The sequence below is a fragment of the Salmonella sp. 2020_1395 genome, assembly GCF_043848115.1.
Taxonomy (GTDB): domain Bacteria; phylum Pseudomonadota; class Gammaproteobacteria; order Enterobacterales; family Enterobacteriaceae; genus Salmonella; species Salmonella enterica.
In genome coordinates, this window is the sequence record NZ_JBCMFH010000014.1 from 41,771 (window position 1) to 64,948 (window position 23,178).

The 23,178-nt window shown below is 47.5% G+C and carries 21 protein-coding genes, 1 tRNA gene and 2 pseudogenes; 14 read left to right on the forward strand and 10 right to left on the reverse strand.

Annotation, left to right across the window (positions count from 1 at the left end; translation table 11 throughout):
- Positions 1–515: 515 nt before the first annotated feature.
- Positions 516–1,328 (reverse strand): annotated as a pseudogene (locus tag ACH0WD_RS19180) (IS3 family transposase); the annotation flags it as partial.
- Positions 1,329–1,596: 268 nt separating this feature from the next.
- Between ACH0WD_RS19180 and ACH0WD_RS19185 the strand changes: the two are divergent.
- From ACH0WD_RS19185 to alsE, 8 genes are read left to right on the forward strand one after another with little or no spacing between them, the layout of a single operon-like run.
- Positions 1,597–1,986, forward strand: a complete 390-nt coding sequence (locus ACH0WD_RS19185; RefSeq protein WP_001747727.1) for a PTS sugar transporter subunit IIA — start codon at positions 1,597–1,599, stop codon at positions 1,984–1,986.
- A gap of 17 nt (positions 1,987–2,003) precedes the next feature.
- Positions 2,004–2,486, forward strand: coding sequence for a PTS sugar transporter subunit IIB (locus tag ACH0WD_RS19190; RefSeq protein ID WP_000108907.1), 483 nt, complete (start codon positions 2,004–2,006; stop codon positions 2,484–2,486).
- A gap of 52 nt (positions 2,487–2,538) precedes the next feature.
- Complete coding sequence (locus tag ACH0WD_RS19195) at positions 2,539–3,288, forward strand: PTS sugar transporter subunit IIC (RefSeq protein ID WP_001747728.1); 750 nt, start codon at positions 2,539–2,541, stop codon at positions 3,286–3,288.
- A 13-nt stretch (positions 3,289–3,301) separates the two neighbouring features.
- A complete protein-coding gene (locus ACH0WD_RS19200) occupies positions 3,302–4,174 on the forward strand; it encodes a PTS system mannose/fructose/sorbose family transporter subunit IID (RefSeq protein ID WP_000257248.1) in 873 nt (290 codons plus the stop codon).
- A gap of 54 nt (positions 4,175–4,228) precedes the next feature.
- The gene (locus ACH0WD_RS19205; protein ID WP_000866539.1) at positions 4,229–5,269 is read left to right on the forward strand and encodes a galactitol-1-phosphate 5-dehydrogenase; all 1,041 of its coding nucleotides are present in this window, start codon (positions 4,229–4,231) and stop codon (positions 5,267–5,269) included.
- On the forward strand, positions 5,270–5,833 hold the full coding sequence (locus tag ACH0WD_RS19210) for an SIS domain-containing protein (RefSeq protein ID WP_000201885.1): 564 nt from the start codon (positions 5,270–5,272) through the stop codon (positions 5,831–5,833).
- Between the two features lie 28 nt (positions 5,834–5,861).
- A complete protein-coding gene (locus tag ACH0WD_RS19215; protein ID WP_000869376.1) occupies positions 5,862–6,908 on the forward strand; it encodes a galactitol-1-phosphate 5-dehydrogenase in 1,047 nt (348 codons plus the stop codon).
- Between the two features lies 1 nt (position 6,909).
- On the forward strand, positions 6,910–7,590 hold the full coding sequence (alsE, locus tag ACH0WD_RS19220; RefSeq protein ID WP_001651305.1) for a D-allulose 6-phosphate 3-epimerase: 681 nt from the start codon (positions 6,910–6,912) through the stop codon (positions 7,588–7,590).
- A 41-nt stretch (positions 7,591–7,631) separates the two neighbouring features.
- Here alsE and ACH0WD_RS19225 read toward each other — a convergent pair whose 3' ends face one another.
- Positions 7,632–10,352 (reverse strand): sigma 54-interacting transcriptional regulator, encoded by a 2,721-nt coding sequence (locus ACH0WD_RS19225; RefSeq protein WP_001747729.1) that lies wholly within the window; start codon positions 10,350–10,352, stop codon positions 7,632–7,634.
- A gap of 542 nt (positions 10,353–10,894) precedes the next feature.
- Between ACH0WD_RS19225 and ACH0WD_RS19230 the strand changes: the two are divergent.
- Together ACH0WD_RS19230 and ACH0WD_RS19235 are read left to right on the forward strand one after the other, a co-directional pair.
- Positions 10,895–10,996, forward strand: a pseudogene (locus ACH0WD_RS19230) (hypothetical protein); the annotation flags it as partial.
- A gap of 128 nt (positions 10,997–11,124) precedes the next feature.
- A complete protein-coding gene (locus ACH0WD_RS19235; RefSeq protein ID WP_290369650.1) occupies positions 11,125–11,181 on the forward strand; it encodes a hypothetical protein in 57 nt (18 codons plus the stop codon).
- Positions 11,182–11,260: 79 nt separating this feature from the next.
- Here the strand turns inward: ACH0WD_RS19235 and ACH0WD_RS19240 are convergent.
- From ACH0WD_RS19240 to aspA, 6 genes are all read right to left on the reverse strand, one after another.
- A tRNA-Phe gene (locus ACH0WD_RS19240) sits at positions 11,261–11,336 on the reverse strand.
- 115 nt (positions 11,337–11,451) lie between these two features.
- Positions 11,452–12,027 carry a transcriptional regulator gene (locus ACH0WD_RS19245; RefSeq protein ID WP_001188512.1) on the reverse strand — a complete coding sequence of 192 codons (576 nt, stop codon included), beginning with the start codon at positions 12,025–12,027 and terminating at the stop codon, positions 11,452–11,454.
- A gap of 36 nt (positions 12,028–12,063) precedes the next feature.
- Positions 12,064–13,767, reverse strand: a complete 1,704-nt coding sequence (locus ACH0WD_RS19250; RefSeq protein ID WP_000068883.1) for a protein-disulfide reductase DsbD — start codon at positions 13,765–13,767, stop codon at positions 12,064–12,066.
- A complete protein-coding gene (cutA, locus tag ACH0WD_RS19255) occupies positions 13,743–14,090 on the reverse strand; it encodes a divalent cation tolerance protein CutA (RefSeq protein WP_000887832.1) in 348 nt (115 codons plus the stop codon). Before cutA ends, ACH0WD_RS19250 begins: the two co-directional genes overlap by 25 nt.
- 120 nt (positions 14,091–14,210) lie before the next feature.
- A complete protein-coding gene (gene dcuA, locus ACH0WD_RS19260) occupies positions 14,211–15,512 on the reverse strand; it encodes an anaerobic C4-dicarboxylate transporter DcuA (protein WP_000637595.1) in 1,302 nt (433 codons plus the stop codon).
- A gap of 114 nt (positions 15,513–15,626) precedes the next feature.
- The gene (gene aspA / locus ACH0WD_RS19265) at positions 15,627–17,063 is read right to left on the reverse strand and encodes an aspartate ammonia-lyase (protein ID WP_000069440.1); all 1,437 of its coding nucleotides are present in this window, start codon (positions 17,061–17,063) and stop codon (positions 15,627–15,629) included.
- Between the two features lie 340 nt (positions 17,064–17,403).
- Between aspA and ACH0WD_RS19270 the strand changes: the two genes are divergently transcribed.
- Positions 17,404–17,880 carry an FxsA family protein gene (locus tag ACH0WD_RS19270; RefSeq protein WP_001267291.1) on the forward strand — a complete coding sequence of 159 codons (477 nt, stop codon included), beginning with the start codon at positions 17,404–17,406 and terminating at the stop codon, positions 17,878–17,880.
- A gap of 58 nt (positions 17,881–17,938) precedes the next feature.
- Here ACH0WD_RS19270 and yjeH read toward each other — a convergent pair whose 3' ends face one another.
- Positions 17,939–19,180: an L-methionine/branched-chain amino acid transporter gene (gene yjeH, locus ACH0WD_RS19275; RefSeq protein WP_001670701.1), complete on the reverse strand. Its 1,242-nt coding sequence runs from the start codon at positions 19,178–19,180 to the stop codon at positions 17,939–17,941.
- 275 nt (positions 19,181–19,455) lie between these two features.
- On the opposite strand from yjeH, the gene ACH0WD_RS19280 reads away from it, so the two are divergent.
- The 3 genes from ACH0WD_RS19280 to ACH0WD_RS19290 all read left to right on the forward strand — a co-directional run bounded on the left by ACH0WD_RS19280 (position 19,456) and on the right by ACH0WD_RS19290 (position 22,027).
- Entirely contained in the window at positions 19,456–19,749 is a 294-nt protein-coding gene (locus ACH0WD_RS19280; protein ID WP_000027827.1) for a co-chaperone GroES, read from the forward strand.
- Between the two features lie 43 nt (positions 19,750–19,792).
- A complete protein-coding gene (gene groL, locus ACH0WD_RS19285; protein WP_000729126.1) occupies positions 19,793–21,439 on the forward strand; it encodes a chaperonin GroEL in 1,647 nt (548 codons plus the stop codon).
- Positions 21,440–21,673: 234 nt separating this feature from the next.
- Positions 21,674–22,027 (forward strand): DUF4156 domain-containing protein, encoded by a 354-nt coding sequence (locus ACH0WD_RS19290; protein WP_000558210.1) that lies wholly within the window; start codon positions 21,674–21,676, stop codon positions 22,025–22,027.
- Between the two features lie 47 nt (positions 22,028–22,074).
- Here the strand turns inward: ACH0WD_RS19290 and ACH0WD_RS19295 are convergent, their stop codons facing one another.
- Complete coding sequence (locus tag ACH0WD_RS19295; RefSeq protein ID WP_001229227.1) at positions 22,075–22,932, reverse strand: YjeJ family protein; 858 nt, start codon at positions 22,930–22,932, stop codon at positions 22,075–22,077.
- Positions 22,933–23,178 lie beyond the last annotated feature (246 nt).

Consider the following 23,178-nt stretch of genomic DNA (forward strand, 5'->3'; position numbering starts at 1 on the left):
TTATTCAACATACAGGTAAAAAAGCAGGACGCTGCACTGGTATTATTGTCTGTCCATACCGGACTGACTGCAGCGGACAACAGAACAATACTGGTATTTCCGGCTAACAGCATTTTGTTTAACTTTTCTCCCCGGTTATTTTTTATCTGCGTGCCTGACTGACACGCATTAGGTTAAAATGTTTCCGCAATAACAAACTATGAATAAGTATTTTAAATTATGTGCCCTATTACCCCGACAACTACCATCAGTCATGATGTGCTGAGTATTAATTTATGATTATGAACAAGAGTCGGAAACAGTATTTAAGAATAAAGAAACCGACAAAGAAAAAATGCCAAAATTGGCGAAGGGATTATTGTTGTCAGTGATGGAAAAGTTCATGGCGGAAATATTGGATTCACTTGTCGAGGCTAGCGAACCGTCAGATGGAGTGATACGCGTTATTACTGATAATAATCTCCCTGTAGCTAAGTAAGCTTTTGACCCTGGCCCAAATTCAGTACAGTGCTAAATCAGAGATCTTCGTCTTTCCGGAGACTTCGGATAAATTCAGCCGGAGTCATGTCATTTAATGATGAATGCGTTCTCTCATGATTGTATTCCCTGCGCCAGTTGTCGGGTTTTTCCTGCGCATCTTCCAGTGACAGGAACCAGTGAATGTTCAGGCATTCATCCCGCAGACTGCCGTTAAATGATTCAATAAACAGGTTATCTGTCGGCTTTCCGGGGCGCGAGAAGTCCATTGTGACGCCGTGTTCATACGCCCATTTATCCGGACTTTTTGAGATAAACTCGCTGCCGTTATCCGTCTGGATACGTACCGGCAGCCGCTTATCCGGCACCCGCAGTGCCTCCATTATTCTGACCACATCCTCGCCTTTTAACTATTTTCCGGCATGGATCGCCAGGCATTCCCGACTAAAATTATCCACTACAGTCAGCGCCCAAAAACGCCGCCCGTTAAACAGATTATCTGGCACAAAATCCATACTCCAGCACTGATCGACATGCGTCAGGACCGGGCGCTGCTGACGGCGTGCTACACTGACATGTCTGCGGGGGCGTTTTCTGCGCAGGTTCAGGCCTTCCGGACAATAAATCCGGTGGGTTTTCTTGTGGTTAACAGGCCATCCCTCCCGGCGCAACTGAATATGGATACGCGGGCAACCGTAGCGTATCCGGGGTTCCGCTATTTCCCGGATACGCAGGGTTATCGCCCGATCGTCACGCTGGCTCTGCCAGTGGTAAACGATTCTGCTCTGCATCAGCAACCCGCATCCCCGCCGGACGCTGATACGGTAAGCCTCCAGCAAAAATGTCACCACGACCCGCTACTCTCTGACCCTAAAAGGATTCTTCGTTATTGCTATCAACCAAATCAGTTATGAGGTGATACAAAACTGTCGAAACACTGTCATCTAGCCAAGTGATACACAAAATACACAGTGAAACACTAACTCGTATCTATATGATAAATATAAAAATAAAAAAGTTGGCACGCATAATGCTGAACAGCATGTAACAGTATCTTTTGCCATAGACCATCAATTAAATGAGTCAGGTAAAGTAGAGACAGATAAAGAGGGCATTAGAATGGATTGTACGGTAATTGTGGCAACTCATGGAAAGCTGGCAAACGAATTGATTGAAACAGTCGCAATGCTGGTAGGGCGTTATGAAGACGTTAGGACGCTTGATTTTATGCCCGGAGAAAATGTTGAAGGTCTTATTTTAAAAATGAAACGTGTGGTGGATGCCGTTCCCGGGGATATGCCAGTTTTGTTTGTGGTAGATATGTTCTCAGGGAGTCCGTTTAATGCATCTACTTACTTTGTTAAGCAACGAAAAAATACCAGGGTTGTCGCAGGTGTAAATATTCCTATGCTTGTTAATATTTTTCTTGAACGTCAGGAGTCTACATCGCTTGATCACCTCGTGGATATTGCCATCACCGTGGGACAAACTTCAATTAAACCATTGTAAAACCAAGAGGCCAGAAAATGTCTACTGTATCCTTACTTCGCATTGATGACAGATTAATTCACGGCCAGGTAATGACTGGCTGGGTAAAACATATCAATGCAACTAAAATTATTATTATTGATGATGAGCTCGTCCATGATGATTTTATGATTTCTGTATTGGAAATGGCTGTACCCAACCATATGACACTGAACATTTTTAATGTTGCCCAGGCAATCGACGTGCTGAGTAATGTTAAAGACGATGGCGAAGATGACAAAATTATTATTCTTGTAAAAAGTCCGATTCCGGTACTGGCACTACTACAAGGCGGTGTTAATTTTGAAGAATTAATCGTTGGTGGCATGGGTGTAAATGAAAAGCGCTCTCGACTATATCGTAATCTGGCAGCGTCAGACGTTGAACGTGCGGCATTTAGAGAAATCAATCAGTTAGGAGTACCAATTAATATAAAGGTATTGCCCAGCGATGCCCCAATGGAGCTAATACCTTACTTATAAGTACGATCATAATAACGCAAATATACTCTACAAATATAAAGGATAATATATTATGCTTCTCTCAGCTATTTTAGTCGCCCTCATTGCTATTCTCAGCAATTGGTGGGTTAGCCATTTGCTGACTCGTTCGTGGCTTTATCCAATTATATCGGGTTTTCTTGTCGCACTTGCACTTGGTTCCCCTATCGAGGGGATGAAAGCCGCGGCCTACATTAACCTTGCCTACCTCGGGTGGATGACAGTGGGCGGTACGATGCCCGGTAACCTGCCGGTAGCATCGGTTTTTGGTACGGCGATGACCATTTTAAGTGGTGCCGCGCCTTCAACCGCAGTGGTATTTGCCGTCCCATTTTCTCTGCTGGGGATCCTGACTTTTCAGGCATCGATGAGTTTTAACGCCCTGTGGGTTCACAAAGCAGAAGCGATGCTGGATCGCGGCAATATTACCGGTATGCGGATGATGAACTATATCCCATCCTTTTTTGTAAATATGGTGCTGGTCGGTATTCCTGCATTCTGCATGGTCTATTTTGGCGCGGATTTTATGAAGAACATGCTGACGATGATTCCGCAGAGCCTGGTTAATGCATTTGAGGTTATCGGCGGTATTATGCCAGCGCTGGGTATTGCAATGCTGGTCTCTTTCCTCGGTAAAAAACGTCTGATGCCATTCTTCTTTCTTGGTTTCTTCCTGGTTGCATATCTGAATCTGGGAATCATGGCAATTGCTGTATTTGCGGTTATCGCTGCGGTGATTATGAACATCAATGCTGAACAAAAAGTTTCTGCAACGAAGGGATAAGGGAGAAATTAAAATGGCAACATATCAGACTCTAAATGAATCTCAGCCCAACGAAACTCCAAATACCTCTACGCTTACCCGTAAAGAGTTGCTTAAAACATGGGCTTTAAACTATTCATCCGAAACCTGTTATAACTATGAACGTTTACAGGCTCTTGGACAAACCAGCGCCATGGTGCCGGTTATCCGTAAACTGTATCCAAATGACAAAGCCAGGCAAGTACAAGAGTTAAAAAAGTATCTTAACTTTTTTAATACCGAGCCTTCATTTTGTGGTCATGTGATCACCGGTGTTTCAGTTGCAATGGAAGAACAACGGGCCAATGGTGCCCAGCTACCACCAGAGGCCATTACGTCACTACGCTCAGGCTTAATGGGGCCGGTAGCCGGTATTGGTGATACTCTGCAAGCAATCGTATATTCCATTCTGGCGGCCATTGCCTGTAATCTTGCTATACAGGGAAATATAGCGGGTCCGATACTGTTTGAAGTTTTCTATAAATTCATCATGATATTCTGTAGCCTGAATATGTTCTTTCTGGGATACAGTAAAGGTCGTACCGTTATCCTTGATATTCTGAAAAAAGGATTAATGGATAAATTAACCGACGCATTTGGACTCATTGGTCTGATGGTGGTTGGTGGTATGGCGGCATCCAGAGTTAATATTATCACTCCGGCCTCAATTAACTTAAACGGAGTTACGGTAGTCTTCCAAGATATTTTAAATACATTGCTGCCATCGCTGATTCCATTATTGATAACGCTAGGTATCCTGAAAATGGTAAATAGAAAAATGAAGCCTAATACTGTAATCGCGGTTATCTTTATTGTCGGTATTATCTCCTCTTATCTGGGGATACTGGCAGTGCCTGTTACAAAATAATTGATTACTACTAATACTAGTGCCTGCGGGCACTAGTCTCTGAGGAAAAAAAGTATGAAAGTGTTATCATTAACTGAACTCGGTAAATTCGAGTTGCAGGAAAGAGCTATTCCTACGCCAGGAGCTGGAGAGGTTTTAGTTAAAATAGGTGCGGCAGGTATCTGTGGATCTGATATTCCAAGAGCATTTGTCAATGGTCCTTATCATTATCCTATTGTTTTGGGGCACGAATTTTCTGGTCATATTGTGGCAGTCGGCGAAGGGGTTAAAGAGGATCTGGTCGGTCGTAAAACTGCTATTTTCCCACTTATTCCTTGTAATGAATGTGCATTTTGTAAAGAGCGTTACTATGCGAAATGTACACATTACAGCTATTTTGGCTCACGTCAGGATGGTGGGTTTAGCGAATACCTCAGCGTGCCTGAATTTAACCTGGTATTGCTTGATGATGATGCAGATTTACGTGAAGCCGCTATGCTCGAACCGGCTGTTGTTGGTTTACATGTAATGCGTCGCGCGCATCTGGATCTTAATGATAGCGTCGTGATTTATGGCATGGGGCCAATCGGGATTATGATTGCACGCTGGGCGGCGATCTATGGTGCTAAGAAAGTATTGCTGGTTGATATTGACCAGAAGAAAATAGAGTTTTGTCGCGCCCTGGGATTCACAGATATCTGCGACGCAAGCCAGACAGATCCTGTCGAGTGGGTGATGCAACAGACAGAAGGCTATGGTGCTGATGTCTGTATTGAGGGCAGTGGCTCCTCCTCGGGATTCATTAACTCTCTGATGTCCTGTCGGGTATTTGGCAAAGTATTGATGCTGGGGAACCCACACGCTGACGTCAATATTCCGCGCGAAATCTACGATAAATTTATGCGTAAAGAAGCGCAGATTATGGGCGTCTTTAACTCTATTTATTCACAACGGCCACATGATGAGTGGAAAGATGCTGCTGCGGCTATTCAGTCCGGCAAGCTAAAAGTGAGCGATCTGATCACCCATGCCGTTCCGATGGAAGAGTTGTCTGCCTTATTTAATCTTATTCGCGACAGTAAAGTCCCCTTTTGTAAGGGAATGATGGTGATGTAAATGGCAACGAAAAATTATCGTGAAAATGTCGGAATAATCGAAAAAGAACTCTCAATGGTTCTGAGCAGAATTGATGAACGGCAAATTGATGAATATATTTCAACACTATTGCAGGCTGAAAAAGTTTTCTTTGTTGGCGTAGGGCGCGTTTTACTCGCACTTGAAATGACCGTCAAGCGTCTTAACCATCTGGGCATCAACGCCTGTGTCGTTGGGGCAGTTAATGAACCCCCTATTGGACCTAAAGATATTTTGGTAGTGGGCTCGGGGTCTGGTGAATCAATCTTTCCAAAGCATATTACTGCCTGTGCTAAACGCTATGATGCAAAAATTGTTCATCTGACTTCCAGCCCGACAAGTTCAATTGCTCAGCTTGCGGACGTTATTGTCGATTTTCACTGTGGCTCAAAAGGTGGAACAGGGGAATATATTTCGATTCAACCAATGACCACACTATTTGAACAATCTTTGGTCCTGTTTGGCGATCTTGTTTGTCTTGAGATTATGGCTATCAAGCAATTATCGCTGGCTAATGTGAAGCTTAATCATGCAAACCTTGAATAGTCGCCGTTGAAAACGGAGGAGAAGCAGAATGAAAGTAGTTGCATTGACGGCCATTGGTCACCTCGAGTTACAGGAACGTAACATGCCAGTCCCTCAAGCGGGTGAGGTATTGCTGAAAGTGATGGCTTCCGGGTTGTGTGGTTCGGATGTGCCAAGGGCGTATCAAACAGGCACGCTGAGTTTTCCGCGCGTACTGGGGCATGAGTTCGCCGGTCGGGTTGAGGCGGTTGGTTTGGGCGGCGATCCTGCATTGATTGGCAAGCGGATGGCCGTATTCCCAATTGTACCGTGCATGACGTGCGAGTTTTGCCAGCAGCACCACTATCCTCGCTGCCTGAACTACAGCTCTTACGGTTCCCGTCGTGACGGTGGTTTTAGTGAATATTTAACGGTTCCGGAATTTAATCTCGTCGAATTCCCTGATCATGTCAGCTACAGCGCAGTGGCCATGCTTGAACCGGCTACCATTGCTTTGCATGTCATACGGCGTGCTAACCTGGATCTGAATGACAGTATCGTCATTATTGGCGCAGGTCCGATAGGGCTAATGGCAGCGCGTTGGGCGACGATTTACGGTGCGCAAAAAGTCATGCTGATTGATGTGGATTCGAAAAAAGTCGAGTTCTGCCGCGAACTGGGATTCGAACATGTGTGCCTCGCCACTGAAGAGGATGCGGTTGAGTGGGTGTTGAAAGAGACTGATGGTTTTGGTGCGCATGTCACGATTGAAGGAAGTGGTTCATGCGCCGGATTAACCCAGGCGCTGTTAGCCTGTCGTGTTTACGGCAAAGTGATGCTGATGGGCAATCCGCATGGTGATATGCAAATTCCACGTGAAGTATATGACAAAGTAATGCGTAAAGAAGCGGTTATCGCCAGTGTTTATAACTCAGTTTATAAACAAATGCCGCACGACGAATGGGCTGATGCAGCCGCCGCGATTAGTTCAGGGAAATTACAGGTCAATGACTTAATTTCTCATCAGGTAGAAATCGACAGCGTTATAGATCTTTTTGACACATTCCACCATCGTCGTGGTTTTACCTGTAAAGGTATGATGGTTACAAAGGAGTAATATGATGAAATCCCCTTTAATCGCCCCCTCGCTAATGTGCATGGATTTATTACGGCTTGAAGAGCAAGTTAGTTTTCTGAACGATAAAATCGGTTATTTCCATGTCGATATTATGGATGGTCACTATGTTCCAAATTTGACACTATCGCCGTTTTTTGTATCGCAGATGAAGCGGGTGGCAAGCGCCCCCATTGATTGCCATCTCATGGTGACTAACCCGCAAGATTATATCAGTACCCTGGCCGACGCCGGCGCATCCATGGTGAGCTTTCATGCTGAAACGGCAAATGGGCAGGCATTCCGTCTGATTGACAATATTCGCTCAGCGGGAATGAAATGTGGATTAGTTGTAAACCCGGAAACCCAACTCGACATCGTTACGTTATATCTGGATCGTGTGGATAAAGTGACTATTATGACGGTGGATCCGGGTTTTGCCGGACAAGCATTTATATCCGCAATGCTGAAAAAGATTGCTGCCTTTGCAGAATATCGGCAGCAGCATCAACTGGAATTTTTAATTGAAGTTGACGGCTCTTGTAATAAAAACACCTATAGTGCATTAGTGGAAGCCGGGGCTGATGTGCTGATTGTCGGTTCCAGCGGTCTTTTCGGTCACTCAGAAGATATTGGTGAAGCCTGGCAGATTATGCAACGAGATCTGGCAGAAGCGCTGGCATAAGGCTCTAACAGGCGTTGGCATCCCGACGCCTGATAATCTTTTTACTCTTTTTCCAGCATATCAATAATGAAAAGTAGCTCGTCATCATTGAGTTTGACATCAAGTTTATCCTCCAGTATCTCATTGGCCTTTTGATATATTTTAAATAATTCGCTCATCAAGTATGCTTCCCGATTAAGTTTGTTATACGTTATGGTTTCATTACGAACCGAACGCTCTATCGCAACGCAGGTATGCACAATCATATTGAGTAAATTGGAACCGAATTCATCAAAGTGACGTTGTTCTTTCAACTGCTGCAGAAAAAGCATGACGATGGGCACGATTTTTTTCGGATTCAGGTAAGTTAAAAACTCTTGTAGGTATTGTTCAGCCAGTTTAGTAAGCGTTACCGGGTTTTTATTTTCAACCATCACCGGAAAAGCCCCACCGATGATGGTCTGGAATGTCAATTCACCTTTTGGTGAAAAGAAATCTGGCAGTGAAATATAGGGTACATCCAGTCCGGGGTTAATCACGCCAATTGAAAGCAACACCTGATATTCAGTAGTGATTTTATGCTTCGTATTGAGCACCTCTTCAACCGACAGGTTAATGATATGGATATCTTTACGATTCATCTCTTCCAGTACTGAGCTTAATAAATTTTTAAGTTTCCGGGCAATCCCTTCGCCAGAAGAGCAAATAGCCAGTACTGCCAATGGTTTATTGCCAGTAACTACCGCATTGTGTTCACTGACGCCGTAACCTTTGAAATGTTGCAGGCTCAAATAAATGTCATCCAGATCGGCATCCAGCAGTGCCGAGCGTCTAAGTGCTTCAATCACTAAGGGAGTAGAAACCATGTCCAGAGTTCTGACGGGGACATTACACTCTTGTGATAAGAGATATCCCGCCTGGATGAGCGATCCCATATCCACTAATAATAAAAATCCTTTTGCATTTGAGTAAGCTGTGATGGTTTGCTTGATTTGCGCAATGGCCTGGTTCGGGCGGATATCCAACGGCATATTGACGGCTGATATATTATCTTCAGCAATTAATATTTTTGCTATGTCGACCATGTTGCTGGCGATCATATCGCCATGGGTCGCAACGATAACGTGGATATGCTTATCACGTTCACGAACCACCAGCGAGGCCAAAAGAATGGTCAGATAGACAACTTCATCATCATTAATATCAATATCAAATTCTTTATACAGTCGTTTTTTGATTGTCAGCGCAGATTCATATTCTTCAAGGTTATCAACGCGATAATGTCTTATCCAGGTATTCGTGCGTGAGCGGGTTCTTTTTTGTATAATATTATTCAAATGGTACCCCAAAGACAGCAGAAATCCATGGCTGAACTCTTTATTCAACTGAAGCTCTAATTCATTTTTTAACGACTGACAGAAGACTAGTGTCGCATTCGGTAAACCGTGATCAACATGTTCAAGCTTTTTGGGTAAACTCAAGTCGATATACTGGTTGATTTCAGAAGTGATGTAATTATTTATATCAGTATCTGAAAACTTTTGCTCCAGCATGAATTGGATTTTCTTATCAATAACATCATAGACCTGAAAAGGAGTATTATGTTTATTTACATCAATATCTGTGTATAAGTCCAGGCCCGAATGTGAGTTATCAGGCATGATCGTGATAGTACCAGCCAGTGCATGCTGCAACCCAACCAGATAATCGTTGTCACGCGCCAGATTAAAAATTCCCACTTTGATATCAGAGATGAGTTTATCGTAAGTAATATTAAGCTGGTTAGGATTATTATCTTCGATAAAAAAGTGGGCGCATACGGACTGGATAGTCGATTTTAATTTACCCACGTTACCAGAGAAAGACGAGCCGATGATTGCTTTAGCACTGTCGGTATCAATAGTTATGGCGCAGTTGATTTTTCTGGCTTCGATTTCCAGCAGATATTTTAACAGATCGACCTGATCGCCAGGTGAACGTTCGGCAAGATTAGGAATATTGATTTTGATTGGGATACGCCGCAGAAAAGTGGAAAGCAGCGTAGAATTAGGCTCTTCGGTGGTGGCGCAAATAAGTAATATTTGTGCCTTACGACTACGCTGTGTCTCCCCTAGCAACCCATAAGTGCCTGTATCCATAAAATAAAATATCATTTCTTGCCCTTCAGGCGGCAAGCGATGAACTTCATCAAGAAATAACATTCCACCATCTGCTTCACTGAGTAGGCCAAATTTATCTCTGGTAGCACCGGTAAAAGCGCCTTTTACATGGCCAAAGATATGAGAAACCAATAATTGCGGATTACTGGCATAATCAGCACAGTTAAAAACGATAAACGGTGAATTTTTATCAAGCGCATTCTGATAAACAGCGTAATTATACATCAGACTGGCAAAAAGACTTTTCCCTACACCAGTGTCCCCCGTTAACAGCGTATGCAATCCATGCGGAGGATACATAACAGCAGCTTTAGCCTGATTGATTTGTTTTTTAATACTTCCGTTATACCCCAGAAAATACTGGAAAGGCTCTTTTTGTACATCAGGCACAGGCAGATTAGCACTCTGATGAATGGTTTTAAGGTTTTCTTTTTTGATAGAGTAAAGTACTGGGCGAGTGCCGGATTTGACTATTTTATTCTCTTTAATAAATTGATTTAAATAATTACTAACATTGGGCCTGGCAATATTTGTATATAGTGCAATCTGCTCAGTTGTCAATCCATTAGGAAAAGTGATACAAAGCTCACAAACTGCCTGAAATATTTTCTCTTTTCTGTTCATCGGAGATCACATTTTTTATAGGGTATTATGTTTGGCGCGCGCTTTTGTGTTGTTTTAGCGCAATTTCTATATTGAGCACGCCAATCGTGTAAACGGGAATGATATACATTGTTATAATCAACAACCGATCATTTCATAACAATGAAACGAATAAGTTGATGCTACATACCACAACCACATTGAAAGCGGCACTTCGTTTCAATGGGATTTCTACAATAGATATACACCTAAAGAGGAATTTTTACTATGACAATCAGTCTGCTATTTTCTTGTTGCTGGTAGGTAAGGTTGCAATAACCCGGCGCAACTAAAACGTTTCGCTTCTTCCCGGACCAATTACTTCTTGATGAACAATAGAACATAGCAAAAAAACGAGTTAATAAAATAGTAATACTGATCTCTTAAATCCTGTCAGTAGCACTGAGTACCTTTCAGACACAAATAAATCATTGTGATCGCGCTCGCATCGTGAACAATGTTGAGCCATGAGTTATATCAATATCAATGAAATCGATAGTTTTATTGAAGTTATGGGATGGACAATGGACAGCAATACTCAGGGATTCACTTCATACTGGCGTAATAGCTTAGCTGATGCCGAGTCTGGAAAAGGGGCATTCGAGCGTAAAGATGAAGATTCATTCAATGACCTGACGGTCAACCTTTACAAACTCTGGAACCGAATGGCATCCGGGAGCTACTTCCCACCGCCAGTTCGGCGGGTGGAAATTCCCAAAAGTGGTGGTGACCCAGGCCCAAAGATGAGCGGCTGATCGCCGAAGCGCTGGGCGTTGCGCCAGAGAAAATCTGGCCTTCTGGTTATAGCTAGTCAGGCCGGAGATGGGGGCTACGGATTTCCATTCCCAGAAAAGCAAAAACCCAGCCATAGGCTGGGTTTTCTGAATAAGTGGTGCCCGGACTCGGAATCGAACCAAGGACACGGGGATTTTCAATCCCCTGCTCTACCGACTGAGCTATCCGGGCAACGGGGCGCATTAAACCGTAAAGGGGCGCGGTCGTCAACGGCTTTACACGAAAAAAGTGATAAAAGCGCGCTGACTGCCTGCTTTTCAGGCAAAATGCATAAAATCAGTACCCGTCAGGTGAGCGCGCCACCCTGACGGCACTGTGCAAAACGCAGAATATCTTCCGCCAACCGCTGAGCGGTATCTACATCAGCCTGACTGCGGTTGACCAGCATTCGGCTGAGACAACCTTCCAGCACCAGCTCCATTTGCCTTGCAACCATCGCCGGATCGTCAATTTCCAGCGTGGTCAGTAGCTCATGGGTAAAATCATGTGCCGCGCGTTTTTGTTGATTAGCCAGTTGGTGAATAGGATGGGTTGAGTCGGGATAAAACGTACAGGCGGCAATGAACAAGCAACCAGGATAACGGTTATTACTGACACATTCCGAAAGCGCGCTGTAGCGTGCCAGTAGCTTTTGTTCAGCAGAAAGCGTCTCATCAAGAAGAAGCTGGCGTCGCCAGATATCTACCTGCTGACTCAGATAACGTAGCGCGTCATATAAAATGGCTTCTTTATCTGGCCAGAAACGCTGTAATGTGTCGAGTGGGCGATTTACGCGCTCCGCCACCATTTCCAGTGTAGTATCGGCTATCCCTTGCGTCTCCAGTAATTTCAGGGCTTCTCCCAGAATATCTTCACGTTGCACGGTATTCTCCTCCGTCTTTGCTTTTGCAAGTGTCGCTCACGGTTGGCGATCGTGCAAATGCGCGCTAAAGGTGGCGGCGTCCATAAAGCCGGTGACTCGCGCTTGCGGCTGTTCCTGGCCTTGGGCATCAAAGAACAGAATGGTGGGCAGCCCGAGAACTTGCAGATGCTTTAACAGCGCGACGTCCTGCGCATTGTTAGCGGTGACGTTAGCCTGCAAGAGCACCGTGTCGCCGAGCGCCTGCTGAACCCGCGGATCGCTGAAGGTATACTTTTCAAACTCTTTACAGGCCACACACCAGTCGGCGTAGAAATCCAGCATAACGGGTTTGCCTTTGGCCTGCGCCAGCGCCTGATTGAGCTCGTCCACGGTAGAAATAGCCGTGAAATTGAGGTGCGCTGGAGCTTGCGCGGATGGCGATCCGAACGCCCAATCCTGTAGAGGCCGCACGCTAATGAGCGCTGCCGCCAGTAGGATAATCTGTACGATACGCATCCACGCTCGTCTGGCCTGAAGGCTGGTGATAAAGGCCCAACCAAAGAAAGCGACGCCCAGCAGCGACCACAGACGTAAACCCCAAGCCTCGCCAATAATCCGCTCCAGTAAAAAGACCGGTAACGCGAGGATCACGAAACCAAAAGCGGTTTTAACATGCGCCATCCACGGGCCGCTTTTCGGTAGCAGACGGTTGCCAAACACGGTGACCAGCATTAGCGGCAGACCCATACCTAATGCATACAAATACAGCGTACCGCCGCCCAGCCACATGTTGCCGCTCTGAGCGATATAAAGCAGGATCGCGCTTAATGGCGCTGTGGTACAGGGCGAGCAAATTAATCCGGCAATCGCTCCCATAACAAAAACACCGCCGGGCGAACCGCCTTGCTGACGATTACTCATTAATGTCAGCCGGGTTTGCAGTGAGGAGGGGAGCTGTAGTGTGAACAGGCCAAACATCGACAACGCAAGCAGGGTGAACACGATGGCAAGGCCGATTAACACATAAGGGTGCTGCAGCGCCGCCTGAAACTGTAATCCCGCTGCGGCGACGACCAGACCCAGTGCGGTATAGGTCAGCGCCATCCCTTGTACATAGATAAAGGCCAGCAGCAGTGCGCGCCCCGTCGACAAACGTTGCCTTCCCCCCAGGACAATACCGGAAATCAGCGGATACATGGGTAAAACGCAGGGCGTAAAGGCGATACCGATGCCGATCAGCAGCGCCCAGAGCGCGGAAAAAGGTAGCTGGGCGGCGGGTTTTGACGTCTCACTCGTCTGGGTGACAGCAGGCGTCGGCGTGGCGTCTATTGCCGCGGCGACTTCACTTAGCGGCACCGTTTTCGTTTCCGGCGGATAACAGAATCCCGCATCGGCGCACCCCTGGTACGTTATCGTTAATGTCGCGCCAGCCGCCGCCTGGTTAACCGTTACCGGAACGTTTAGCCGCTTACGGTAGATTTCGCTTTTCCCGTAGAACTCATCTTCATGCCAGACGCCTGCCGGGAGTTGGACTGCGGCGATATCCGCTTTCGTCGGCGTGATACTGATTTGTTTACGGTAAAGGTAGTAACCCTCTTTTACCTGCCAGGAGAGGGTAAGATCGTGTTGATTTTGCTGAAAATCAAAAACAAACGCCCGGTCGGCAGGGACGAACTGCGAGCGACCCGGCGCGTCGAATAATCCGGCGAAGGCGGATGTGCTGCACAGCAGCAGGATCAGCGTAAAGATGCGTTGAGCCATGAGAGGTAATCAGTATCTCCGTGAGTAACAGGTAAAACCAGAAGTTCAGGCGTTTGATACGGGTGATGAGACTTCAGGCAGTCGATAAGCGCTTGCTGATGTGAAACGGTGGTTTTTAAGATCATTTGAACTTCATACTCCTGCTCCAGTTTGCCTTCCCAGTAGTACAGCGATGTCGCGCCGGGGAGGAGGGTGGCGCAGGCGGCCAGTTTTTCCGCCAGCACTTTGGCGGCCAGATCCTGGGCGGTAGCTTCATCCGGGGCGGTACAAAGCACCACAACGGCCTCGGGGATGGAAATATCCTGACTCTTAACATCAAGCATAAACACCTCGAAAGAACAAAAAGACCCGCAAGTGAACGGTCACTATACAACGGACGAGGGCAGGATGTTAGTCAAAGGGCGGGAGAATGCGGGGCGTGATACGCCCCGCGGGTGAAACACTTACAGCATAAAGCTGCCCAGCAGGAAGCCGAAGCAGACAGCCAGAACGACGCCCAGGGTGCCTGGGATGAAGAACGGGTGGTTAAAGACGAATTTACCGATACGGGTTGTACCGGTGTCATCCATCTGTACCGCCGCAACCAGAGTCGGGTAGGTCGGCAAAATGAACAGGCCGGAAACGGCGGCGAAGGAAGCGACTGCCGTCAGCGGAGAGACGTTCAGCGCCAGCGCCATCGGCATCAGCGCTTTCGCCGTTGCCGCCTGAGAGTAGAGCAGCGCGGAAGCAAAGAAGAAGATGACGGCCAGCAGCCACGGATGCCCCTGGATGACGCTACCCGCAGTGTCTTTGATCCAGTCGATGTTAGCGGATACGAAAGTATCGCCCAGCCACGCCACGCCCAGAATACAGATACAGGCGCTCATCCCTGCTTTAAAGGTACTGGAGTTGAGGATGGCGTCAGTTTCCACTTTACACAGGATGGTGGTCAGCGTTGCGACGCTCAACATGATGATCAAAATAGCGTTGGTGGTGTTCATCAGCGGTTTCTCAACCAGGCCGAGGCTCGGACTGTTAACAATCGCATAAACAACCACGCAAATAACGCCCAGCAGGAACAGCCAGACGGAATTTTTTGCCATCGGTTTGATTTCAATCTGCTTTTCACCACGCAGTTCAATCAGCCCTTCTTCCAGACGCTTGCGGTAAATCGGGTCGTCAGACAGTTTGGAGTTGAACAGCATCGTGACCAGGAAGGACATCACCAGCACCGCCAGCAGCGTAGAGGGGATAACTACGGACAGCAGGTGAATGTAGCTAATGCCATGACCTTCCATAACAGAAGACATATACACCACGGCCGCAGAAATCGGCGAGGCGGTAATCGCAATCTGCGCGGATACCACGGCGGTCGAGAGCGGACGGCAAGGTTTGATTCCCTGCTCCTTCGCGACTTCAGCAATAACCGGCAGCGTTGCCAGGGAAATGTTCCCGGTACCAGCAAAAATAGTCAGGAAATAGGTCACAATCGGTGCGAGGATAGTGATGTATTTCGGGTTCTTACGCAGCAGTTTTTCCGTCTGGTTTACCAAATAATCCAGACCGCCCGCGACCTGCATAGCAGAGATCGCGGCGATAACCGCCATGATGATGGAAATGACATCGAATGGAATTGTCCCTGGCTTCACGCCGATGGCGGCAAGTACCAGAACACCCAGCCCACCTGCGAATCCAATACCGATGCCCCCAAGTCTGGCGCCCAAAAAGATTGCCAGCAAAACAATGATAAGTTCGACAACTATCATATTAGCCTTCCTTGTTGTTTAACAAGTTGATATTAAATTGTTGTTATTTGGTAACTTCTTGTAAGAAAAAAGGCACGTCATCGTGACGTGCCTCTTTGGTACTACCCTGTACGATTACTGTTCGCTTTCATCAGTATAACGTTTAGCTTTATAAGCCGGGTGCATCAAGTTCTGTACGGAGAAAATATCGTCCAGCTCGGCTTCCGTTAACAGGCCGCGCTCCAGCACAACTTCACGTACGCTCTTACCGGTTTCAGCACAGATTTTACCGACGATGTCGCCGTTGTGGTGGCCGATGAACGGGTTGAGGTAAGTGACGATACCGATGGAGTTATAAACGTACCCTTCGCACACTTCTTTATTCGCGGTAATGCCGTTAACGCATTTTTCCAGCAGGTTGTAGCACGCGTTGCTCAGAATGTGGATGGATTCGAACATCGCCTGGCCGATAACCGGTTCCATAACGTTCAACTGCAACTGACCGGCTTCCGCCGCCATCGTAACGGTGGTGTCGTTACCGATGACTTTAAAGCATACCTGGTTTACGACTTCCGGTACAACCGGGTTCACTTTGGCTGGCATGATGGAAGAGCCCGCCTGCAGTTCCGGCAGGTTGATCTCGTTCAGGCCGGCACGAGGACCAGAAGAGAGCAAGCGCAGGTCGTTACAGATTTTGGACATCTTCACTGCCAGACGTTTCAGCGCGCTGTGAACCATAACATATGCGCCACAGTCAGACGTCGCCTCAATCAGATCTTCAGCCGGAACACAGGCGAAACCAGTGACTTCAGCCAGTTTTTTCACCGCCAGCGGAGAGTATTCTTTCGGCGTGTTCAGACCAGTACCGATTGCCGTTGCGCCAAGGTTGACTTCCAGCAGCAGCTCAGCAGTACGCTCGATGCTTTTCACTTCTTCTTTCAGCAGGATGCTGAACGCACGGAATTCTTGACCAAGCGTCATCGGTACGGCGTCCTGCAACTGGGTACGACCCATTTTCAGGATGTCCTGGAATTCAACCGCTTTACGTTCGAAACCTTCACGCAACTGGTTGATGGCATCGATCAGTTTGACGATAGAGGCGTAAACCGCTACACGGAAGCCTGTCGGATAGGCGTCGTTAGTGGATTGACATTTATTCACGTGGTCGTTCGGGTTCAGGTACTGATATTCACCTTTCTGATGACCCATCAGTTCCAGCCCGATGTTGGCCAGCACTTCGTTGGTATTCATGTTGACGGAAGTGCCCGCGCCGCCCTGATAGACATCTACCGGGAACTGGTCCATGCACTTACCGTTGTTAAGGACTTCATCACATGCGGCAATGATGGCGTTCGCCACACTCTTAGGAATGGTTTGCAGCTCTTTGTTGGCCAGCGCCGCCGCTTTTTTTACCATAACCATGCCACGCACAAATTCAGGGATGTCGCTGATTTTGTTATTGCTAATGTAGAAGTTTTCAATCGCTCTCAGAGTGTGAACACCATAGTAGGCTTCAGCTGGAACTTCCCTGGTACCCAACAGATCTTCTTCGATACGAATGTTGTTTGACATGTGAACCTTCTTTTTCAAGCTGCCAATGATTTTTACTTTAAAACACACAGGATATATGTGATTTCGAATGTTTTCTGACCGACGATTATCCCCTCCATCGGCCTGATAAACGAGATCATATGCTGGTTCAGAATTCCTACCGTAATCTGGATCACTTAAAGTGTGGGAATTTACCCCTTATTTATTATTTTGTGAAATAGGTCACCGCTTTAGTATTACTACCTAAAATAGGTGTACAAACCACTTGAAATTTTGCTACGCACCACCATATCGAATCGATGCGAATCGCAACCCCATTCAAATGGTCGTCGCAGACGGCCATGACTTACAGGAGAGTCCTTTGCGCTGGATACCCTTTTTAGCTGTCTTTCTCTATGTTTACATTGAGATTTCTATCTTTATCCAGGTCGCCCATGTGCTTGGCGTCCTGATGACGTTAATCCTGGTGATTTTTACGTCTGTTATCGGTATGTCGCTGGTACGTAACCAGGGTTTTAAAAACTTTTTGCTGATGCAACAAAAAATGGCGGCCGGTGAGAGCCCGGCGGCAGAAATGATTAAGAGTGTATCGCTGATCATCGCTGGCTTACTGCTCCTGTTGCCGGGATTTTTCACCGATTTTCTCGGCCTTCTCCTTTTGTTACCGCCAGTGCAAAAACATTTGACGCTGAAGTTGCTGCCGCATTTACGTTTTTCCCGGATGCCGGGCGGCGGGTTTAGCGCGGGTACTGGCGGTGGCGAAACATTTGACGGCGAGTATCAGCGTAAAGATGACGATCGCGATCGTATTGAACATAAAGACGATCGTCGGGATTAAAGGTAGAGATGCTGGCCGGATAAGTCGCGTGAGGCGTTATCCGGCCAACAGATACGTCTTACGCCATGCGTTTTCGCTTCGGTAAAAACAGCCATAATGCTGCCAGCATGATAATGGCATATAAGCTTTTCCACCCCAGCATTACCAGCAATAACAGGCACAGTAGACAACCCGTCACCGCCAGTGCATAGCAGCGCCCTTTCAATAGTCGACAGCCCGCCAGCATACAAAGCAGATAGAGCATAATAAAAATACCGTTAGCATAGACGATCAGCGCATTGAGGTTAATCTTCAGGGCGTAGACGACCAGGGAACTCACGCAACAACAGGCCAGAATAACGTTTAACGCGTGCAAGGGAAGGCGCCCGGGAGAGAGTTGAGCCAGATAGTGATCGGGCTGATATTGCATTTGCGTCCATATCAGACGCGCAAAACTCTGAGCATACACATTCAGGCTGGCAAAGCAGGTGAGATAACCAATAATGCAGGCTATCCACAACGCCTGGATACCGAAGAGATGAACAATAATAAGCGGTAGCGATGCTGTTGCCGCTATCTTGTCGCTATAGACGCCAAAATGCAGCACCACGGCGGTACAGGTCCAATAAATGGAGCCGGCCAGCATCAGGCCAATGATCAATGCGCGCGGAAAATCACGTTCAGGATTTTTAAATTCAGACGACAAATGCGTAAAAGCCTCAATTCCCACAAATCCCCAGAACATGATCGCCAGGGCGGTACACAGCCGGGAAAAGGTGATTTCGTTTGCGGCTGGGAAGGTGATATCTGCAGGTTTAATCGCGCCTTTCCACAGAATGGCGGCAATAAGCGCGATAATTAATCCAGCGATAATGGCTTGCAGGTTGGCGCTGGAGCTGGCGCCGCGCGATCCCATAAACCATAGTAAACCTAGAGTACCCAGCTCCCCAAATAAGAGCTGTTCGCTTTGCCAGCCAAACAGCGCCTGGCCGAAACCCACCGCAATATGCAAGGCTGCGGGAAAACTAACAGGAATGACTGATAAAAACAGCCAACTGATCACTCGTTGCAGACGCGGGCCAAATGCCATCCCGACAAAATGCGCTACGCCGCCAGCGTGTGGAAAGTGACGCCCCAGCACAGCAAAGACAATCGCAATAGGGAAAATCAAAATAATGAGCAGCGGCCATGCCCAAAGGCTGATGTCGCCTGCCGCCAGCGCAGCCAGCTCCGGAAGCGCAAAAACGCCAGTCCCTAATAATGATGTGGTTAACAAGATAACGCCCTGAACCAACCCAAGCTCTTTTTTTAGTTCATTCATCAGCTCATTATCCGGCGGCATTGTAACGTCAGGTGACGACAGACATTTTTAAGCGTATCACACACGCCTTTTCTTATAGCAGGATGTTCTAAACCTTGGGTAAACGTGAGATAAGTAGCGTTTTTACCGCTTTTTTCGCTCAGAAGAATTTTTTTTCATCTCCCCCCTTGAAGGGGCAAAACCCCATCCCCATCTCTCTGGTCACCAGCCGGGAAACCGTTTACGGGCCGGCGTCACCCATAACTGATAATGACTTTCTCAAAGGAGAGCTATCAATGAGTATTCGTCCGTTACATGATCGTGTGATCGTCAAACGTAAAGAAGTTGAGTCTAAATCTGCTGGCGGCATCGTACTGACCGGTTCCGCAGCGGGTAAATCAACTCGTGGCGAAATCATCGCTGTCGGTAAGGGTCGCATCCTGGACAACGGTACTGTACAGCCGCTGGACGTGAAAGTTGGCGACATCGTTATTTTTAACGATGGCTACGGTGTGAAATCTGAAAAGATCGACAATGAAGAAGTGTTGATCATGTCTGAAAGCGACATTCTGGCAATTGTTGAAGCGTAATCCGCGAACGACACTGAACATACGAATTTAAGGGAAAGAGAAAATGGCAGCTAAAGACGTAAAATTCGGTAACGACGCTCGTGTGAAAATGCTGCGCGGCGTAAACGTACTGGCAGATGCAGTGAAAGTAACCCTCGGTCCGAAAGGCCGTAACGTGGTTCTGGATAAATCTTTCGGTGCGCCGACTATCACTAAAGATGGTGTTTCCGTAGCGCGTGAAATCGAACTGGAAGACAAGTTTGAAAACATGGGCGCGCAGATGGTGAAAGAAGTTGCCTCTAAAGCGAACGATGCTGCAGGCGACGGCACCACCACCGCGACCGTACTGGCGCAGTCCATCATTACCGAAGGCTTGAAAGCCGTTGCTGCGGGCATGAACCCGATGGACCTGAAACGTGGTATCGACAAAGCGGTTGCTGCGGCGGTTGAAGAGCTGAAAGCCCTGTCCGTACCGTGCTCCGACTCTAAAGCGATTGCTCAGGTAGGTACTATCTCCGCTAACTCCGACGAAACCGTAGGTAAACTGATTGCGGAAGCGATGGATAAAGTCGGTAAAGAAGGCGTCATCACCGTTGAAGACGGTACCGGTCTGCAGGACGAACTGGACGTGGTTGAAGGTATGCAGTTTGACCGCGGCTACCTGTCTCCTTACTTCATCAACAAGCCGGAAACTGGCGCAGTAGAGCTGGAAAGCCCGTTCATCCTGCTGGCTGATAAGAAAATCTCCAACATCCGCGAAATGCTGCCGGTTCTGGAAGCCGTTGCAAAAGCAGGCAAACCGCTGCTGATCATCGCTGAAGATGTTGAAGGCGAAGCGCTGGCTACCCTGGTAGTGAACACCATGCGTGGCATCGTGAAAGTGGCTGCTGTTAAGGCACCGGGCTTCGGCGATCGTCGTAAGGCGATGCTGCAGGATATCGCTACCCTGACCGGCGGTACCGTAATCTCTGAAGAGATCGGTATGGAGCTGGAAAAAGCAACCCTGGAAGACCTGGGTCAGGCGAAACGTGTTGTGATCAACAAAGACACCACCACCATCATCGATGGCGTGGGTGAAGAAGCTGCCATCCAGGGCCGTGTTGCTCAGATCCGTCAGCAGATTGAAGAAGCGACCTCCGACTACGATCGTGAAAAACTGCAGGAGCGCGTAGCGAAACTGGCAGGCGGCGTTGCGGTTATCAAAGTTGGCGCTGCGACCGAAGTTGAAATGAAAGAGAAGAAAGCCCGCGTTGAAGATGCCCTGCACGCGACCCGTGCTGCGGTAGAAGAAGGCGTGGTTGCTGGTGGTGGCGTTGCGCTGATCCGCGTTGCTTCTAAAATTGCTGACCTGAAAGGCCAGAACGAAGACCAGAACGTGGGTATCAAAGTTGCGCTGCGCGCAATGGAAGCTCCGCTGCGTCAGATCGTGCTGAACTGCGGCGAAGAGCCGTCTGTTGTCGCTAACACCGTTAAAGGCGGCGACGGTAACTACGGTTACAACGCAGCAACTGAAGAATACGGCAACATGATCGATATGGGTATCCTGGACCCAACCAAAGTTACCCGTTCTGCGCTGCAGTACGCGGCTTCTGTGGCTGGTCTGATGATCACTACCGAGTGCATGGTGACCGACCTGCCGAAAAGCGATGCTCCTGATTTAGGCGCTGCTGGCGGCATGGGGGGTATGGGTGGTATGGGCGGCATGATGTAATTGCCCACACCCTGCATCCTTCAGGCTGCAGATGCGTTGGCTAACCCCAGTCACTTACTTGAGTAAGTGACTGGGGATTACCGCCTTCCTGCAACCAGAATGATTTGGATGTTTATCTCCCAGAATTGAGAAACCCCCGGGCAGAAATGACCGGGGGTTTTTCTTTTAGTCATCTTTTTAGTATAAGATTCAGATACGGACAAAACGTCCAGCTCATTGATTATGGGGAATAACATGCACGTGAAATATTTAGCAGGGATCGTTGGCGCCGCGCTGCTGATGGCGGGTTGTAGCTCCAGCAACGAACTCACCGCTGCCGGCCAAAATGTACGCTTTGTCGAAGATAAGCCAGGCGCGGAATGCCAGCTAATTGGTACGGCAACCGGTAAACAGAGTAACTGGTTTTCAGGCCAGCACGGCGAAGAGGGTGGCTCAATGCGTGGCGCAGCGAACGATCTGCGTAATCAGGCAGCCGCGATGGGTGGAAACGTGCTGTATGGCGTAAGTAGTCCGTCGCAGGGCATGTTGTCCAGTTTTGTCCCGACGGCCAGCGAGATGAACGGCCAGGTTTATAAATGTCCGAATTGATATGTCTGAATCGTAACGCCCTCTGAAAGATTCAGAGGGCGATATGGTTAGCGTTTTTCCTGCGATGATGCCATGCGTAGATTATGCAACGCGCGCATGCATTGATCTTGCGTCAGACGCGCTGCTTTACCGGTTCCAAGCGTTCTGACAAAAACCTTACACGGTTTTCCTTCCAGCTTTTTAAGACGCGGGCTGAAATTCAGCAAGCGGCGTGATATCGCTTCAGCTTCTTTAGAGCCTGACTGACTACGGGTCTTAATGATGGTGCCGCAATCATGCGATTGTCCTGCCTCATCCGTATAACGATAAACGAGCGCTAAATAATGGTTATACAGATTATGTTTCCAGTCAGGCTGGTTATAGGTATCGAATTCGATATTACCGTTTTCCAGGCAGTCAGCATCGTATAATGGTAAAAAGTCCAGCATTGAAGAAATACGCAATGCGAGCTCACGCATTTCGGCATTATTAATGGCGTGAATAATAGCCATCACCAGAACTTCAACCTGCCACTCACCGACCTGTAAATCAAGATGGCTACCATTGTGCAGCTTTAACGTAAAGGTTAATACTTTTTCTGTATTATCGCTCAACGCTAAAGATTCAACACGCTGATTAACATCGGCGTTTTCCAGCTCTTCACGGAGTATTGCCGGAATATTCTCATGCATTTTAAGCACATGACTGCTTTTGGCTTTCTGGCGTTTTTCCTGCTCTTGTTCCGGCAGCGAGTGTTGTAAATAAAGCCGGTGTTCAAGGCCGATCAACAAGTCTCGCAGCGCGAGCACAGGAAAGAAAAGCAGTGTTTCTTTATTTCTCAGTGACTTCACCTTAAGCGCCAGCGCGATAAACTTATCATTGTGACGAATAACGCCGGTATTTAGTCCCTTAATCGTTAAGGCCATGTCAATTCTCCACAAATATAAAATAATTAAATGTTTTACTGCAATGTATTTGATATATAAATTGTTTATGCCGTCCTATAAAAAGGAGAACCAGTATAATTCGAAAATGCAGTACACGCTAAGCGAGTCCTAAAACGGACTTTATTGAAAAGAGAGGACCGGAAAGGTGTATTTAACGAAGGTTAGTTTATCCTCGCCAAAGGGTGAGGAGAATCGCGGGGGAGTCTCCTCGTAATATTGCGCGGT

Excerpts from the sequence above, each read along its gene's own strand:
- ACH0WD_RS19185 (WP_001747727.1), top strand. The coding sequence starts at position 1,597 with ATGGATTGTACGGTAATTGTGGCAACTCATGGAAAGCTGGCAAACGAA.
- ACH0WD_RS19190 (WP_000108907.1), top strand. The coding sequence starts at position 2,004 with ATGTCTACTGTATCCTTACTTCGCATTGATGACAGATTAATTCACGGC.
- ACH0WD_RS19195 (WP_001747728.1), top strand. The coding sequence starts at position 2,539 with ATGCTTCTCTCAGCTATTTTAGTCGCCCTCATTGCTATTCTCAGCAAT.
- ACH0WD_RS19200 (WP_000257248.1), top strand. The coding sequence starts at position 3,302 with ATGGCAACATATCAGACTCTAAATGAATCTCAGCCCAACGAAACTCCA.
- ACH0WD_RS19205 (WP_000866539.1), top strand. The coding sequence starts at position 4,229 with ATGAAAGTGTTATCATTAACTGAACTCGGTAAATTCGAGTTGCAGGAA.
- ACH0WD_RS19210 (WP_000201885.1), top strand. The coding sequence starts at position 5,270 with ATGGCAACGAAAAATTATCGTGAAAATGTCGGAATAATCGAAAAAGAA.
- ACH0WD_RS19215 (WP_000869376.1), top strand. The coding sequence starts at position 5,862 with ATGAAAGTAGTTGCATTGACGGCCATTGGTCACCTCGAGTTACAGGAA.
- alsE (WP_001651305.1), top strand. The coding sequence starts at position 6,910 with ATGATGAAATCCCCTTTAATCGCCCCCTCGCTAATGTGCATGGATTTA.
- ACH0WD_RS19225 (WP_001747729.1), bottom strand. The coding sequence starts at position 10,352 with ATGAACAGAAAAGAGAAAATATTTCAGGCAGTTTGTGAGCTTTGTATC.
- ACH0WD_RS19250 (WP_000068883.1), bottom strand. The coding sequence starts at position 13,767 with ATGGCTCAACGCATCTTTACGCTGATCCTGCTGCTGTGCAGCACATCC.
- cutA (WP_000887832.1), bottom strand. The coding sequence starts at position 14,090 with ATGCTTGATGTTAAGAGTCAGGATATTTCCATCCCCGAGGCCGTTGTG.
- dcuA (WP_000637595.1), bottom strand. The coding sequence starts at position 15,512 with ATGATAGTTGTCGAACTTATCATTGTTTTGCTGGCAATCTTTTTGGGC.
- aspA (WP_000069440.1), bottom strand. The coding sequence starts at position 17,063 with ATGTCAAACAACATTCGTATCGAAGAAGATCTGTTGGGTACCAGGGAA.
- yjeH (WP_001670701.1), bottom strand. The coding sequence starts at position 19,180 with ATGAATGAACTAAAAAAAGAGCTTGGGTTGGTTCAGGGCGTTATCTTG.
- ACH0WD_RS19280 (WP_000027827.1), top strand. The coding sequence starts at position 19,456 with ATGAGTATTCGTCCGTTACATGATCGTGTGATCGTCAAACGTAAAGAA.
- groL (WP_000729126.1), top strand. The coding sequence starts at position 19,793 with ATGGCAGCTAAAGACGTAAAATTCGGTAACGACGCTCGTGTGAAAATG.
- ACH0WD_RS19290 (WP_000558210.1), top strand. The coding sequence starts at position 21,674 with ATGCACGTGAAATATTTAGCAGGGATCGTTGGCGCCGCGCTGCTGATG.
- ACH0WD_RS19295 (WP_001229227.1), bottom strand. The coding sequence starts at position 22,932 with ATGGCCTTAACGATTAAGGGACTAAATACCGGCGTTATTCGTCACAAT.